16 protein-coding genes and 1 pseudogene are annotated in these 16,032 nt (G+C 40.4%); 12 read left to right on the top strand and 5 right to left on the bottom strand.

The window, feature by feature from the left end:
- Positions 1–156: 156 nt before the first annotated feature.
- On the bottom strand, positions 157–333 hold the full coding sequence (locus ACFOU2_RS21145; protein ID WP_377918269.1) for a hypothetical protein: 177 nt from the start codon (positions 331–333) through the stop codon (positions 157–159).
- 254 nt (positions 334–587) lie between these two features.
- Between ACFOU2_RS21145 and ACFOU2_RS21150 the strand changes: the two genes are divergently transcribed.
- The 6 genes from ACFOU2_RS21150 (at position 588) to ACFOU2_RS21175 (ending at position 7,085) form a co-directional block, all read left to right on the top strand.
- Positions 588–977 (top strand): GntR family transcriptional regulator, encoded by a 390-nt coding sequence (locus ACFOU2_RS21150; protein ID WP_377918270.1) that lies wholly within the window; start codon positions 588–590, stop codon positions 975–977.
- The gene (locus ACFOU2_RS21155; protein WP_377918271.1) at positions 970–1,869 is read left to right on the top strand and encodes an ABC transporter ATP-binding protein; all 900 of its coding nucleotides are present in this window, start codon (positions 970–972) and stop codon (positions 1,867–1,869) included. Before ACFOU2_RS21150 ends, ACFOU2_RS21155 begins: the two co-directional genes overlap by 8 nt.
- Entirely contained in the window at positions 1,844–3,859 is a 2,016-nt protein-coding gene (locus tag ACFOU2_RS21160) for a DUF6449 domain-containing protein (protein WP_377918272.1), read from the top strand. The genes ACFOU2_RS21155 and ACFOU2_RS21160 overlap by 26 nt, the downstream gene beginning before the upstream one ends.
- Positions 3,860–3,975: 116 nt before the next feature.
- On the top strand, positions 3,976–4,482 hold the full coding sequence (locus ACFOU2_RS21165; protein WP_377918273.1) for a hypothetical protein: 507 nt from the start codon (positions 3,976–3,978) through the stop codon (positions 4,480–4,482).
- A gap of 143 nt (positions 4,483–4,625) precedes the next feature.
- A complete protein-coding gene (gene cysK, locus ACFOU2_RS21170; protein WP_377918274.1) occupies positions 4,626–5,549 on the top strand; it encodes a cysteine synthase A in 924 nt (307 codons plus the stop codon).
- A 339-nt stretch (positions 5,550–5,888) separates the two neighbouring features.
- Positions 5,889–7,085, top strand: a complete 1,197-nt coding sequence (locus ACFOU2_RS21175) for a YeeE/YedE family protein (RefSeq protein WP_377918690.1) — start codon at positions 5,889–5,891, stop codon at positions 7,083–7,085.
- Between the two features lie 199 nt (positions 7,086–7,284).
- Here ACFOU2_RS21175 and ACFOU2_RS21180 read toward each other — a convergent pair whose 3' ends face one another.
- A complete protein-coding gene (locus tag ACFOU2_RS21180; RefSeq protein WP_377918691.1) occupies positions 7,285–7,545 on the bottom strand; it encodes a hypothetical protein in 261 nt (86 codons plus the stop codon).
- Between the two features lie 134 nt (positions 7,546–7,679).
- Positions 7,680–9,116 carry a MocR-like pyridoxine biosynthesis transcription factor PdxR gene (gene pdxR, locus ACFOU2_RS21185; protein WP_377918275.1) on the bottom strand — a complete coding sequence of 479 codons (1,437 nt, stop codon included), beginning with the start codon at positions 9,114–9,116 and terminating at the stop codon, positions 7,680–7,682.
- A 149-nt stretch (positions 9,117–9,265) separates the two neighbouring features.
- On the opposite strand from pdxR, the gene ACFOU2_RS21190 reads away from it, so the two are divergent.
- Together ACFOU2_RS21190 and ACFOU2_RS21195 are read left to right on the top strand one after the other, a co-directional pair.
- Positions 9,266–10,183: a DMT family transporter gene (locus tag ACFOU2_RS21190; RefSeq protein ID WP_377918276.1), complete on the top strand. Its 918-nt coding sequence runs from the start codon at positions 9,266–9,268 to the stop codon at positions 10,181–10,183.
- 294 nt (positions 10,184–10,477) lie between these two features.
- The gene (locus ACFOU2_RS21195) at positions 10,478–10,675 is read left to right on the top strand and encodes a hypothetical protein (protein ID WP_377918277.1); all 198 of its coding nucleotides are present in this window, start codon (positions 10,478–10,480) and stop codon (positions 10,673–10,675) included.
- A 180-nt stretch (positions 10,676–10,855) separates the two neighbouring features.
- Here ACFOU2_RS21195 and ACFOU2_RS21200 read toward each other — a convergent pair whose 3' ends face one another.
- Positions 10,856–12,040: an aminotransferase class I/II-fold pyridoxal phosphate-dependent enzyme gene (locus ACFOU2_RS21200; RefSeq protein WP_377918278.1), complete on the bottom strand. Its 1,185-nt coding sequence runs from the start codon at positions 12,038–12,040 to the stop codon at positions 10,856–10,858.
- Positions 12,041–12,330: 290 nt separating this feature from the next.
- On the opposite strand from ACFOU2_RS21200, the gene ACFOU2_RS21205 reads away from it, so the two are divergent.
- The gene (locus tag ACFOU2_RS21205) at positions 12,331–12,798 is read left to right on the top strand and encodes a GNAT family N-acetyltransferase (protein WP_377918279.1); all 468 of its coding nucleotides are present in this window, start codon (positions 12,331–12,333) and stop codon (positions 12,796–12,798) included.
- Between the two features lie 77 nt (positions 12,799–12,875).
- Here ACFOU2_RS21205 and ACFOU2_RS21210 read toward each other — a convergent pair.
- Positions 12,876–13,619: pseudogene (locus ACFOU2_RS21210) on the bottom strand (alpha-amylase family glycosyl hydrolase); the annotation flags it as partial.
- A gap of 173 nt (positions 13,620–13,792) precedes the next feature.
- On the opposite strand from ACFOU2_RS21210, the gene ACFOU2_RS21215 reads away from it, so the two are divergent.
- The 3 genes from ACFOU2_RS21215 to ACFOU2_RS21225 all read left to right on the top strand — a co-directional run bounded on the left by ACFOU2_RS21215 (position 13,793) and on the right by ACFOU2_RS21225 (position 15,978).
- Complete coding sequence (locus tag ACFOU2_RS21215) at positions 13,793–14,731, top strand: FkbM family methyltransferase (protein ID WP_377918280.1); 939 nt, start codon at positions 13,793–13,795, stop codon at positions 14,729–14,731.
- A gap of 413 nt (positions 14,732–15,144) precedes the next feature.
- Positions 15,145–15,228 (top strand): putative holin-like toxin, encoded by an 84-nt coding sequence (locus tag ACFOU2_RS21220; protein WP_377918692.1) that lies wholly within the window; start codon positions 15,145–15,147, stop codon positions 15,226–15,228.
- Between the two features lie 288 nt (positions 15,229–15,516).
- Positions 15,517–15,978, top strand: a complete 462-nt coding sequence (locus ACFOU2_RS21225) for a hypothetical protein (RefSeq protein WP_377918281.1) — start codon at positions 15,517–15,519, stop codon at positions 15,976–15,978.
- The last annotated feature ends 54 nt before the right edge of the window (positions 15,979–16,032 follow it).

Consider the following 16,032-nt stretch of genomic DNA (forward strand, 5'->3'; position numbering starts at 1 on the left):
GTCACATCTTCCCTAAACAAATGACACGCTACCCAACGATCCGCGCCCACCTCGCGGAACTCCGGCGTCTCTTAGTAAGGAAATACAAAGATGGAATAAATATGTGAATACTTACAAAAGCCGGTTTTCTCATTAGAGGGAACCGGCTTTTGTACATTAAGAAAAAATATCTTCAATGTCCTCGTCAATGCCGCTTTCCCTTTTATTCTGCAATGTTTCGAATATCAGTTGGGTTTCACGCTCCGATAATTCGATTCTTTTTTTTCTGACTGGTTTCCCTTCTTCTGAAACATGGATTTCGAGGAAACATTGGTCCAATGCTTTTTTCGACATGCCCTTAAACCTCCTTGTCTTCTAACTTACAAATGAAACGGCCATTCACTTGTCCTATTTCTTTTTTGCCTAACATGGACATTTTAAAACATGGATTAAGCCTTATTGAATCTCTTTACATCTTTTGTAAAAAATTTCATTTTACTAGTTGCAAAACTCATTTTAGATTATATAATAATAACTGTAATACGATATATAATACAGTTAATACACTATATACAGTTAAGACAGTTTCATATGAAAGGAGGAACACGATGTTCAATTTAGATCTTCGCAGCCGCCAACCGATCTATGAGCAGCTGGTGGATAAGCTGAAAGAACTGATCATCCACGAAGTGTTCAAAGCAGACGAACAGCTTCCTTCTGTTCGATTACTGGCAAAAGAACTGACGATTAACCCGAACACCATTCAAAAAGCGTACCGCGAGTTAGAACATCAAGGTTATATTTATTCCGTTCCAGGTAAGGGAAGTTTTGTTTCACCACAATCCGAAACGAAAAATAATGAAAAGGTGGAGAAGATGAAACAGGATTTAGTTAAGCTGATTTCAGAAGCGCTGTATTTAGGGCTGAAAAAGGAAGAGATTCTATCTCTTATTGAATTGGCAGAGCAAACGGTGAAAGGGGGAGAGGATCATGATTGAGCTAAAAAACGTTCGGAAAGAGTTTGAGGATATCGAAGCGGTCAATGGAGTGGCTCTACATATTGAAAAAGGTTCCATCTACGGGCTGCTTGGATCGAATGGTGCGGGGAAAACCACTCTTTTAAAAATGATCGCCGGTATTTATAAGCAGGATGAAGGGGAGGTCTTGATTGCTGGGGAGCCCGTCTTTGAAAATGTAGAAATTAAACAAAAAGCACTTTTTCTTCCGGATTCTTTGTATTTCTTTCCGCAAACGACCATTAGGCAAATGGCCCAGTTTTATAAAAACATGTATTCATCATGGAACGAGGAAAGGTTTCAAAAGCTGGGAGAAGTATTTCCGATACCGGTGACAAAGAAAATACACCGTCTGTCAAAAGGGATGCAGCGACAAGTGGTCTTCTGGCTTGCATTATCGGCCATGCCGGATGTGTTGATTTTGGATGAGCCGCTCGATGGACTTGATGCGGTGATGAGACAAAAAGTGAAAAACTTGCTTGTCCAGGATGTGGCAGAACGCGAAATGACCATTCTCATATCCTCGCACAATTTACGGGAAGTAGAAGACTTGTGCGATCATATCGGGATCTTGCATCACGGTCGGCTTATTATCGAAAAAGAGCTGGACGATTTAAAATCGGATGTACACAAAGTACAAGTGGCATTCAAGGGGGATGTGCCGCAGGCATTTTTACAAGACTTGGATATTTTATATAAAGAACAGCGGGGCAGTGTCTTGCTTTGCATTATAAGGGGAAAAGAGGAGCGCATTACTTCTTATATTACCTCCCTTCGTCCAGTCATCATGGACATACTCCCGCTTACATTAGAGGAAATTTTTGTATATGAAATGGGGGATGTCGGATATGCAATCGAAAACATTATTGTTTAACCGCGGTATTTGGAAGCAAAATGTCCGAAACGTCGGCTGGATCGGTTTGGTTTATTTTCTTTGTTTAGTCTTCGCACTACCTCTGCAACTTTTAATGATCAGCTCAAATGAGGAGCGAGCATATTATTATAATGCAAAAGGTCTTTTGGATCATCAATTCATGCAGGAGTTTCAGATTCTCTTGATGTTTGTTTTACCTGTATTATTGGCCATTTTCTTGTTCCGCTATATGCAAGTGAAGCTATCGGCTGATTATATTCACAGTTTGCCGATTCGAAGAGAAACGTTATTCCACCAACAGGTCCTGCTTGGCTCTCTCATACTAGTTGTTCCAGTCGTATTAACAGGTATCATTCTTTGGATTTTATACGGCGTTCTTGATTTTAGCGATTACTTTCCGAAAGGCGAAATCGGTCACTGGGTATGTGTGACTATATTATGGGATTTATTCGTCTTTTTTGCCGGTGTGTTTGTCGCCGTATTCACGGGAATGTCGGTACTGCAAGGGGCACTTACTTACATTTTATTATTATTCCCGGCTGGGATTATGGTATTGACATTCATGAATGCAAAATATTTCCTCTTTGGTTTTGCCGTTGATTACTATTTGGATGCAAATAGTGAGCAAATCATCCCAATTGTTCGGGCAACTGACATGACCCGAAATCCTTTAACAGCAAAGGAAGTGTTCGTGTACATTTTACTCATTATCATTTTTTATGCATTGTCATTAGTGGTCTATAAAAAACGGCACATTGAAGCGGCAACACAAGCAATCGCCTTTCGGTCTCTTCAACCGGTGTTTAAATATGGAGTCACGTTTTGTACGATGCTTCTTGGCGGTCTTTATTTCGGAGAAACTCAAAGTGATTTTGGATGGCTTCTCTTTGGACTGATAATCGGTTCGTTAATCGGTTACCTGATAGCGGAGATGATTCTCCAAAAAACATGGCGTGTATTTGATAGATGGAAAGGGTATTTCTATTTCGCTCTGGTGATGTTCGTTTTTGGCATGCTGCTCCAAATGGATGTAACTGGTTATGAAAAGAAAGTGCCTCAATTAGCGGATGTAAAGCGTGTGTATTTTGGAGAGTCCGTTTATCCGCTAACCGATCGATACCAGAAGCAAAAACAAGAAGATGCAGCGCAAAGGGTTGTATACGCAGACAATGAACAAGAGTTTTTCTTCGAGGATAAAGAAAACATCAAACATATTTTTAACCTTCATCAACAGATCATAAAAGAAAAACCAGCGACTACTAACTCGCGCAATACTCGTTCTGTTGTAATCGGTTATGAATTGAACAATGGCCAAAAGATTGTGCGCCACTACGAAATTCCGTTTGATGCCTATAGACCATTGTATAAGCCGATTGTGGAATCAAATGAGTTCAAGGAAAATCGTTATTCGCTTCTTCGTCCAGATAGCCCGTCCGATATTGATAAGATTACGGTTCAACCTGATGGTCCGACAGGTAAAAGAGCGGCAATTACAGATCCTCAAAAAATAAAAGAGTTTACATCTGTGGTGAAAAAGGAACTAAAAGCAGAAACGTCACAACAAATATTTGACGAAAATGAAGGATGGGGCTATATCGAGTTTTTATACAGCGACAACAAACTAATGAACATGGCATGGAAGAAGTCCTACACCCAAGTAGAGCAATGGCTGAAAGAAAACGGGCTTTTAGAAGATGCCCGTGTGATGCCGTCTGATTTAGCCTATGCGGTTGCCATTAGAAACGAAGAAGGAAAAGAGATTCATCACTTCATTCAGGCGAATGAAGTAGAAGAGAAATTTAAGGACCGTGCAGACGCATTCAAGATCAAAGATAAACAACAATTAGAACAGTGTTTGCGTGAAGCTAAACGAAAAGAACAGGGTGCATATGTCATTGCTTTCTACTTTATGGGAGATCCTTATCCTGATTTTCAAGTTTTTGATGAAAGCAGTGTACCAGCGTTCATTAAACAGCACTTCACTAAATAATGGCTTGATGCTTCATAATTATGCTGAATAAAGAACATGTTTCTGCTGATTATTGCTCCTCCCAAAAAAAGGAATGCCCCATTCATTTACGGGGCTTTTTTGACAGGAGGAATAGTATGGAAAAAAAGAAGTGGTCCACGGAGAAAGGTCAGCGAGGCTTTGGTACATTGAGGTTAGGAGAGAGGCCAGAACAACTTCCAGCAAATGCTTTTATATCCCTTACGAGAGGGGAAGGATTGAATTTTATACAGCTTTTTATTAATCAGATGTTAACATTAATGGTCATGAACCAGATGAAGAAAGCTCCTGGACTCGTTTATGCGGAATTGAATGGAGAACTAAAGAATGGGAAGGGGAGCGGGCAAACCATGACCGTGTGGGACGGGAAGTCGATGCCGAAATTCCGCAATAAGAGCTCTCATGGTTTTGCCATGAAATTCTTTGCCTGGGTTATCCATCGAAGGAATACGAAAACGTACTATCTTACTTATTCCGCAGATGGAAAAATCCCTTCCTCTACAGAGGTGACAGATATCATCAGGAAATATGGGAAGTTTTATGATGGGGGTAAGCTGGCAAGGAAAGCAAGTCCTCCAAAGTTTGAAGAAATCATAAATTCTTAACAAGAAGAAAGGCGGTGCGTATGCATCGTCTTTTTTCTTGACACCGAAACCCTTGGTATAACTAAAAGAACAGAAAATTAGCGTTTAAATAACAAATGCTTTATAATCATATAGGAATAATACAAATAAAGGTTGGATCAAAGATGAAACTTTATAACTCTATTCTTGATTTAGTAGGAAAAACTCCTATTGTCAAATTGAACAATATTCCCGATCCGAACGGAGCGGATGTATATATTAAACTTGAATCGTTTAATCCAGGCGGAAGCGTGAAAGATCGCGCAGCCATGACCATGATTGAACGTGCAGAAGCGGAAGGGAAAATTGAGCCCGGTAAAAGTACGATTATTGAGCCGACATCAGGCAATACGGGGATCGGCATTGCGATGGTATGTGCCGCGAAAGGATATCGCTGCATTATTACAATGCCCGACAATGCAACCGTGGAGCGTGTGAAAATTTTAAAGGCCTACGGGGCACAAGTATATTTAACCCCTGCTAGCTTGCGCATGCAAGGAGCAATCGATGAGGCAAACCGACTTGCAGCTGACATCCCGGATAGCTTTATCCCTATGCAGTTCGAAAATCCAGCCAATCCGGATGCACATCGCGGGACAACGGCAGTGGAGATTGTGGAAGCATTTGATGGACAGCTTGATGCATTTGTGTTAACGGCCGGTACAGGGGGCACCGTGACAGGTACGGGTGAAGAGCTTAAAAAACAAATACCGAATTTAAAAATTTACGTAGTAGAGCCATACGGATCACCGGTTTTATCAGGCGGCGAGCCAGGGCCTCATAAAATTCCAGGAACAGGACCCGGTTTTATCCCGACCATCTTAAACCGTGACATTTATGATGAGGTTTTACTGATCAAAGACGAAGACGCCCAAACGATGGCGCGGCGCTTGGCAGCAGAAGAGGGTATTTTTGTTGGAGCATCAGGAGCAGCCGCTGCCCATTTTGCGGTTGAAATCGCCAAAAAGCTTCCGGCAGGTGCCCGAGTGCTGTCCATGGCTCCTGATACAGGGGAGCGCTATTTGTCGTCTGATTTGTTCCCAGGATAAGAGAAAGTGACTCCAAAATATAAAGAACATGCTTTAGAGTCAGTCTCCCGAAAATGAACCGTTATGATAGATCCAGCGAAAATCAGGATTTTCTTAACGGTTCATTTCAGCTTGCAAACATGATTTTTTATAAGGGGCTGAACTCCTTACTTGAACGCACGGGTTCTAGGAATGATCAAAAGTACAAGGACATGCAAATATAGACTATGTGACAGTCTGAAATGGGACTTTTTTCTTTTTTGAGCTAAACCCTAGAAAACTTATAAGATTTATTGTATATTATATGATTGTGAAAAGGAGGAATACAAATTGGCAACATTAGCAAAAAGTGAAACGGCGATTCCGACAAGAAAAGCGACAGGAACTCCTAAAAACGCCAATTACTGGCTAACGGTTCTTTCACTTTTCATTTTGGTCGGCGGTGCCGTATTTCTATATGGAAAAGTCTCTCTTAACCAATCTCTTTTATATATGTTGGGAGGCGTCGGCGGCTTTGTCTTATATCAAGCACGCTTTGGTTTTACATCCGCATGGCGCAAGTTTATTTTATATCGTCACGGAGAGGGAATTCGTGCCCAAATGATCATGATGCTTGTGGCGAATGCTTTATTCTTACCGTTGCTTCTTAAAGGAGACATGTTCGGTCATCCTATTTCCGGATATGTGTCTCCGGTAGGAATGTCTGTATTGATCGGGGCGTTCATTTTTGGAATCGGTATGCAGATGGGCGATGGATGTGCATCCGGTACGTTGTATCACATCGGCGGAGGCGATGCGAATGGAGTGGTCACATTAATCGGTTTTATCGCGGGCTCTGTCATCGCGACTACCCATTTCGACTGGTGGATGAATACACCTCAGTTTCAGCCGATTTCTCTTATTCAACATTTCGGCACAGTGACCGGTTTTCTGGTTCAATTGATCATGTTGGCTGCCGTGTATTATGCAACCATTGTGATTGAGAAACGCCGAAACGGAAAACTCATGACTGAAAAGCGGGAATACACAAATGGCTGGAAGGCCCTTTTTAAAGGCCCGTGGCCGCTTATTTTAGGCGGTGTTGCTCTGGCTGTCGTAAACGCGCTTGTATTAATGATTCAAGGAAAACCTTGGGGTGTTACATCTGCGTTCGCTCTTTGGGGAGCCAAGTTTGTTCAATTATTTGGCGGTCAGCCTGAAACGTGGGCATATTGGCAAGATCCGCCAAAAGCTGCTTCCCTGGAAAGTCCGCTGTATTTAGATATTACCACCGTCATGGATATTAGTTTAATGGTCGGAGCCCTTTTGGCAGCTGCACTTGCCGGTCGTTTCAGCAAGCCGGTTCGCTGGAAGCTTCCGACTCGCATGACTCTTGGTTCGCTATTTGGCGGTCTTTTAATGGGGTATGGTGCCCGTATTTCATTTGGTTGTAACATCGGTTCCTACTTCGATGGCATTGCTTCTTTCAGCATGCACGGTTGGCTTTGGTTTGTCGCTGCGTTTATCGGAAGCATCATCGGTGTTAAGCTTCGTCCTTATTGTGCATATAAAAGCTAATAAAAAGCCGAATTCCCATTTATATCGGGAATTCGGCTTTTTTTATGAACAGAAGTTATTCTGCAGGAGAGAAAATAAATTTCTCATCGCTGTTTTTTATAATCTGTTCATTAATTTTACTATGTGCTAAACAAGAAAAGCTGCTTGCCATTCTTACCTTCTATCTTTATTCTCATCGAATAGTAGTATCTTCATTTTTTCACTCCCTTTCAATAGTTACGGGGGTAGATTCAAACGTTGCCGGAGAGTCAACGGTATCCCTGTCATCCACAATGCTCCGATTAGCCACAAACTCACTCTGATCACCAAAATTTTGACCATATCCTTGATTTTTTTTATCAGAATTGTGCCATTCGGCTAATAGGTTTTGTCCGATATTAACGGCGGAAGCATTTTCAAAGGAATTTATTTTCAGTAAAAAAATATTAATGTTCACATAGGGAACGGGAGCGGGAAAAATTAAAACGAATCTTTGGAGGATTGTCTTAAAAAAATAAAGGCAGCCTTTTTACATGGAAAAGACTTACATAATGAGAACAAAAGAAAAGGGTAAGCATTTTACGGCTACCCTTTTTGGATTTAATTGAATAACTCTTAATCTCCAAAGTCGAAAATCACTTCGCAAAGCTTTTGCAGGCCAATCGTTAAATCTCGATCACTTAACAGGGAGTAACTAATACGAATATGGTGATGTTTCGGCTCATGGACAAAACAAGATGAACCCGGCAAAAATGAAATGGACGCTTCATTTGCTTTTTCGAGCAGTCTAAGCGGATGAACAGAATCAGGAAGGGAAATCCATAGATTAAGACTGCCTTTTGGAACTCGAAGTTCGACCATGCCGGTTAAAGAAGACATAATGTCCACAGCTGTGTCACGGCGAATTTGCAATGCGATCCGGAGTTTCTCCAAATGGTTTTTCATCCTTTCCGTACGTAAAAAGGGAAGAATGGCCTTCTGGGTAAGAAGGGGGCTTCCAATATCCATCGAAGCTTTCACCCCATACAGCCAATCGAAAACAGGTCCTTCAGCGAGCAAGGCAGCAACGCGAACGCCGGGTGCCATCGTTTTACTGAATCCTTTTAAATAAATCACATATCCATTTCGGTCAAAATATTTAATCGGATGAGGAGGGAACACGTGATCAAAATAAATCTCTCCAAACGAGTCATCTTCTATAATGAAAAAACCATAAAGTTCAGCTAGTTCAACGAGTTCCTGCCGTCTTTGTTCGCTCATCAAAGTACCGGTAGGATTATGAAAGGAAGGATTCACATATATCAATTTGGGTTTCTTTTTTTGACAAACCTCTTCCAATGCATCAGATCGAATTCCCTGTTCATCGAGCTCAATTGAAATCAGGTTTATTCCTTTATTGACAAACACATCGATTGCCGCCCCGTAGCAAGGGCTTTCCACGACAACTGTATCCCCGGGTTTTAATAAGGTTTGAGCGACCAGATCGATTCCTTGCTGGACACCGCTTGTGATCAAAAGATTAGAAGGATGGGTATTCAATCCTTGATGATCTCTTAAGTATTTTGCCATTTCCAATCGAAGTTCTTCGTCACCTTGAACGGATCCATATGTGGCCAATATCATTTTGTTTTTATCCAATATTTTTTGCATTTCATCTGCCAAGAACTGAGTGGGTAGAAGACGCGGATAAACAACCGCCTGTGAAAAATCATAATATTGCTTTTTTCGATTGATTAAATATTGGGACCTCACGACATTGGTTGATAAAGATCGCTGCCACTCGTAAGGCCGTTCTATTTGGACTGATATCGATTTTTTGCCCCTTACATAGACTCCTTTGCCAGGCTGTATGAATACATATCCTTTTGTTTCCAGCCATTTATACGCTTTGCGTGCAGTCAATACACTTACATTTAAATCATCAGCCAATGCTCGCAGGGAAGGGAGTTGTTCACCGTCTTTTAGCATTCCGTTTTGAATTTGTTGGACAATGTAAGTAAAAATTTGCTGATAGAGCGGTGTACTAGATTGCCGATGTAACAAAAACTTCATCATCTCACCCGAATTTCTTTTTTAGTTTAAGTTAAACGGAAAACGGGTTTATAATCAACTAAATTCTTATGGAACTGTTATATGGTGTGATGTACTGTTATACATCGTTTCCTCTATACTCATCTCATCAGCTATAAGGGGGAAATGAAATGGTCATTGTCAACTATGTTCTCATCTGTATAATTTTTGGCACCACATTTTTAACCATCAAAATGGGGATCGATGCAGGAACGCCGCCTCTTTTTTCAGCAGGTGTCCGGTTCTTTTCAGCGGGAATTATTGTTATGGCTTACTTTGCCTTGAAACGTGAGCGCATTGTATCTTACCTTTTATCCAAGAGAATCATGTATGCCGGCTTTTGTCTTACATTCATGACTTTCTCAACTTTATATTGGGCAGAGCAGCATATCACCTCCGGATTGGCAGCCGTTCTTTCTGCTACCGGCCCAATGATGATTTTATTGCTTCAAGTAAAGAGAAGCAAAACAAAAATTAAAGGAGAACAATTTATCGCTCTTATGATGGCTCTTGTAGGAGTGAGTTGTATTTCATTGCCGGGCTTTCACCAGGAGCTTTCTTATTTATGGGGAATTGCTTGTCTTGTTATATTGGGGGGAGAGCTGTTTTATGGAATGGGTTCCATCCTTTCAAAGGAGATTTTATCAGATCTGCCGGATGTGTCACCATTTTTAATAAATGGAATTCAAATGTTTTACGGCGGGTTCATGCTGCTTATTTTTTCCATATTTATGGAGAGGCCAAATCCCGCTGTCTTGGCTTCATGGGATGTGCAGTGGCCGATTCTCTATTTGATTTTTATCGGGTCCATCGGAGGGCACGGATTATATTATTGGCTCATCTCCAAAACCAATCCGGTATTTCCATCTACATGGCTTTATGTGTCACCGCTAATTGCTGTAATTGCAGGCTATTTATTTTTAGACGAACCCATCAATCCAGTGATAGGAATCGGGGCTTTTTTCATTTTGACAGGGGTATTTTTAGCAAATCGCTCAACCCTTCAAACGTATTGGAAACAAGGAAAGCTCCTAAAAAAAGCGATGTAATGAAGAAAAGCGGAGGCGACTGTACAATCTTGAGAGGCGTTGGGCGTCTGACCAGGAAACCGTTCTTTGGTTTCATGGTCAGAAGTGAAACGACCGAAAGATTAGGAGCCGGAGCTAGACAACAAGAAAAGCGGAGGCGACTGTACACTCTTGAGAGGCGTTGGAGCGTCTGACCATGAAACCGTTCTTTGGTTTCATGGTCGGAAGTGAAACAATACGAATAAGAATCAACAGACACCCGAGTTCCAAGAACGAAAGAGAATTCGATATGAAATTGAGGCAAAGAATGGGGAGATGAAACAGGCTCAAGGGCTAGACAGGGCTAAATATGTGGGGCTGGCTATTCGGTATGGCCATCCAATCGCTTCTAACCGCCATCGTGACGAACACAAAGAGAATGGTAAAATTAAATCGAGCAAGCCCCTGCCTCATGTGGCAGGGGCTTGTACATTTTTAGATAAGGTCAACATTATAAAAGAGGCTGACCCATAAGTTCAAAAAAATGATGGGTTTTATGTTTTATGCAAAATGGACCGTCAATCAAAACCCTTGGTATTAATGGATTTATATAACGGTCCATTTTGCGTGGGGTGACTCAAAAGGGGCGATTTTTCTCCTTTTGAGTCACCCCCTTTTTCAGTACCCTCCTAATGGGGGGAGCTGTCTTTTTCCTTAGGACACGGATACCAGGTTTACAGGCTTCTCGTACGTACTAAGAAACGTTTTCAATCGTTTTATCGCTTCTTCTAGTTTTTCCATTGAGTAGGCATATGAAATGCGAATATGTTCATTTCCACCGTTCGTGAAGACCGTACTCGGAAGCACACCAATGCCTGCTTGCTCCAATAATTGAACACTAAATTCGTATGAATCGTGATGGAAATTTTTGATGGACGGGAAAATATAAAAAGCGCCCTCGGGTACAAACAGCTCAAATCCAAGCGCAGTTAGTTCACTGCACAAGTAATCACGGCGTGCCTGATATTCTTGTTTCATGAAAAGAGCATCGTCTTTACCGGCTGTTAAAGCAGAAACAGCCGCCACTTGGGCGATCGTATTGATACTCGTATTCGCATATTGATGAACTTTCATCATTTCTTTCGTTAAATGCTCAGGAGCGAGAGTAAAGCCGATTCGCCAGCCGGTCATCGCATGGGACTTAGATAAACCGTTAATCACGATCGTTTTTTCCCTCATTCCATCGATGGTGGCAATGGATGCGTGTAGTTGTCCATAAACAAGTTCACTATAAATTTCATCTGTAATGACGTAAATATCTAAGTCTCTTAATACCATGCTTAAGTCTTCGAGTTCCCCTTTGGACATAATGGCTCCTGTCGGATTGGAAGGGTAGCCGAGAATGACCGCTTTTGTGCGTGGAGTAAGGTGCTTTAATACTTGCTCTTTCGTCAATTTAAATGCAGTATCGGTTGTATCCACACAAACCGTTTTACCGCCGCACAATGTGATAACCGGTTCATATCCTGAATAAGCAGGAGTCGGCAGTAACACTTCATCGCCTTCGGTTAAAATCGTTCTAAGCGCGATAAAAATCGCTTCTGTTGCACCGTTTGTTACCAAAATTTCGCTGTATGGACTATAATGCAAACCATATTTAGAAGAGAAGTAGATTGCCGCCGCTTCCCTTAGCTCAATTAATCCAGCTGTATGGGCATACGATGTCATGTTTTGATCGATGGCGAGCTTTCCCGCTTCCTTAATATGGTTCGGTGTCGGGAAATCCGGTTGACCAATTGTAAGAGAAATGACATCGGGATAAGAATTGATTTTTTCCGCAAACTGACGAATGCCGGAAATTTCGATTTGTTGGACCTGGGGATTTAATACGTGTTTCATGTTTCACATACCTCACTAACTGAAGAAATAGTAAATGTTTGATAAGAGAAAACAGTTATATAAATTGGTTAAAATGACTTATTTTTATAAATATACACCCTATTTACTTCTCTAGCAATCACATAATTAATGATAAATTACTTTTTCATTTGATAGTTCAATATAAAATGATAACAGAGTTAAGCTAAAAAACAGATGGAATGGTCTGAAAATGGATATACCTTCTACCGGGAACCTATCCTAATGTTTTATAATAACCATTAGGAAGTAAAAAGGAAAGGAAGAATCGCGTGATTTCATTTGAGCCGATAACAGAAGAAACATTATATATTGCCCATGAGCTATTAAACTCCAACATGGAATATAACCGTTTGGAAAATGGTGAGGAAACACGCACCATGGAAGTGACGCGTAAAGAGTACATGAACGAAGAAACGATCAGTTTGTTTATTAAAGCGGATGATACATATATCGGTTTCATTGACTATATGCTGAAAAATCCGAAAGATGGTTATCCATGGATCGGTTCTTTCATGATTCATAGTGATTATCACGGCTATGGATATGGAACACAGGCTTATCTAATGTTTGAACAACAGATGCTAGATCAAGGGATATCCGCATTGCGCTTAGGTGTTTTGCAACAAAATCCGAGAGCGCGCGTGTTTTGGGAGCGGCTCGGTTTTGAGCATTACACCACAAAGCCGCTTGGAAAAAATCAAGTGGGCTGCTTTGAGAAAAAGTTAATCGGAGAATAAGTGACGGGGGAACCATCTTATTAAACAAAAGAGCTCTTGCCAAAAGGCAGGGCTCTTTTGTTTAGGGTTACCTGAACTTATTTTAATAAAACCGTAGTGTAAGCAGGGATGGCTAAAGTTGATTTTACTTTCACTGCTCCTTTTTCCGTAGAGAAAATCACCTTATCTTTATGTGAAACCTTTAAATTCGCTACTCCTTCATCTTTCTCATTTTTGACGGAGTTGACGATTTTACCTGCCAAATCGAAGTTAAACAGGGAATCTAAATATTTATAGTAAGGTGCTACTGTTTGAGGCTGATCCCACACTTCACCGACTAAATAAGCGTTTGGATTTGTCTCCTTCATCGCTGTACGGAATTCATTCCACCATTCATAATTTTTCTTGGCACCTTCTTCTGTTTGACCTTTGTAAATATGCATCGCGGCATCAAGGCGAAAACCATCGACACCTTGTTTGAGCCAAAACTTTCCGATGTTGATGATCTCTTTGCGTACTTCCGGATTGTCATAGTTTAAATCCGGCATTCCTTCCCAGAAAGTACTATAAAAGTATTCTCCGTTTGAAGCTTTATGCCATACTTGCTGTCCCCATGAGCCTTTTTCATTAAGATCGGTATGTTCATTTGCCCAGATATAATAATCGCGGTATTTACTGTTTTTATCTTTAAGCGCTTCCAAAAACCAGGGATGTTCGCTGCTCGTATGGTTGACAACAAGGTCCATAATAAATGTCACATTCCGCTTATCGGCTTCTTTCATCAGTTTACGAAAATCTTCCAGACTTCCATATTGAGGATTGATATTGTAATAATCGGTTACATCATATAAATTGTTAAGCGATCATTAAAGGGGTGTTAAAGAATTGTTAAGCATATGGATTAGGGAAGGGATTTATCTTTTGCAGCAAGAAACATGTAGGAAAGGGAAAGGACACATCTACATATATATCGTTCATGAGCCATCATTACATAAAGGGAAAGGAACATATAAACATGGTCTCCAAAGCACTGATTCGTAAATCGCTGTTAATGAGAATGTGGGAAAAATATCCGAAAGTATGGAAGTTTTTAATTGATACAGGTATCTTTTTAAAGTATAAAACATTGAACATCCACAAACTTCCTAACTTTATTAAACTACCTTCCTCAAACATCCTTTATATTAATCCAAGCGAGAACAGGGGCCGGGCTTTATTGATTAAAGAGGGAGTGACCCAAGAAAGGTTGACGGAATTTTGGAGAAAAGCCGTTGAGCTTTATGAGCCATCTTTAGTCATCGATGTCGGTGTCAATTACGGTGAATGTCTTTTTTCGGCAAATTATCATTTCGAAACAAAAGTATATGGGATTGAAGCAAATCAATATTTGCTTGAGTATATCGTGAAATCGAGGGAAGAACACCCGAATAAATCACAAATTCATATAGTCCATGCGTTTGCGTCTGATCAAGAAAAAGAGGACCAATTGTTTTATATCGACACACATTGGTCTGGAACATCTTCTGCTTCCTATATGCCTTCACATAACATGATTGAAGAAAGCATCGTGCCGACGATTACGATCGATTCACTTTTTGAAAAGGAATCATTACAGTCTCACCACCTTTTGTTTAAAGTCGACGTGGAAGGTTTTGAGGCATTCGTTTTAAAAGGGATGGAGACCTTGTTTCAAAACTGTCGAACAGGAGTGGGGTTTATTGAATATGATAGCCGTTATATAGAAAATTCCGGCGTGGAAATCGATGAGTTTTTAACGTTTTTACAACGATATTTCATCATTTATGTTTACGATTTAAATGACCGGCTCATCAAGATGCCCATTGTGAGCTACGGCAATCTAAAAGAGTTGTTTAAATCCGATTATGTTCATACAGACTTCTTGCTTATGTCTGATGAGAGCATGGAAAGACAGCTGAACTTGGAGGTATACTAGTCGTAAAAAAGCGAAATGCATGAAACGGTTCATTTGTGAAAAACTACCAATAAATAATCCTGGAGGTTTGATCAAATGGAACTATTGGATATTCTCAAATACTCGTTGTTCGGAACAGGTGTTGTCTGCTTAGGATTTACTTACTATATCATGTTGAAAAAGGATTGAACAAATGCTATAACGATCATGGAGTTAAACAGGGCTTTCCTACGAGGCTCTGTTTTTGTTTGCTTAAAGTCTGATTTCGATTTTTCGTCCAATTTTTACAAATTCTCTTTAGGTCCTATCTACCAATCTCAAAAATGGAATGTATGTTCTTATTTTTCTGACCGAAATGTGCTATAATGATAGTATTCAATAGTTCGTTTCTCAAGGGTGGTCGGCTAGCCCCTCAAAGAAAGGGGGTGATGCCTATGTCAGTATACGAAGCACTAACATTAATGATTTCATTTGCCACACTCATCATTGCCATACTGATGTTTAACCATAAAAAATAGACCTCCCTTGAACCGCTAAATTCGAAGGAAGAGGTCTATTTTTCACACTATATGGCCGATTCCCGAAAGGAACGACTATTGTATGGCCGCAGTTGTTGGCAGCAACTGCGGTCTTTTCTCTTTTTAACTGATACGTTTATGTTTGTTATTATGCCAAATGACCCCGGTCCTTTTTCCTTTTTTCCATTACAGATTGTCATGGAAATGTAACCACAAAGTAAAACCATCTGACCGCTATTTTTTAATATGATAGAGGAGAAGGAGTTTGACATAGGGGGAGAAGGAACCGTGGATTTAAATCAATACATGCTGCCATTGCCGCTCAAAAAATATTTGAGTGAATTTGGAGGTAATATGCCAAATGTTACAAATTACTCTTTAAATGCGGCAAGAGAGCTATATAAGCAATATTCCCATTTTTATCATATCGATGATATTGAATTCAGTAAAGCAGCCATCAATTGCTTGGAAAAAGCAAAAGATGAGATTCACTTTAAATTTTTATTGAAAGATACCATTGAGGAAAATAAGAGATTGATTTTAATCGATCAAAATATAAGCAGGGATATGGTAGAAAGGAAGCTGAGAGAGCTTCTTAGATGCTACTCATTATGTATTAAAACAAATGATGCAGAAGTCAATTTTGCCAGAATGCAAGGGAGCATTTTAGCTTACTGTGAGCTGTTAGGGTATGATCAGGAAAAAATGAGAGACGATTTGGAAAGAATGCATTCGTTGAGATTGAAATAAAGATTTGGATAGGGCATAAAAAATAGACCTCTCTTGAACCGCTAAATTCGAAGG

Origin of the sequence: Bacillus songklensis, assembly GCF_042649685.1 — a bacterium.
GTDB classification, from domain to species: domain Bacteria; phylum Bacillota; class Bacilli; order Bacillales; family Bacillaceae_H; genus Bacillus_BA; species Bacillus_BA songklensis.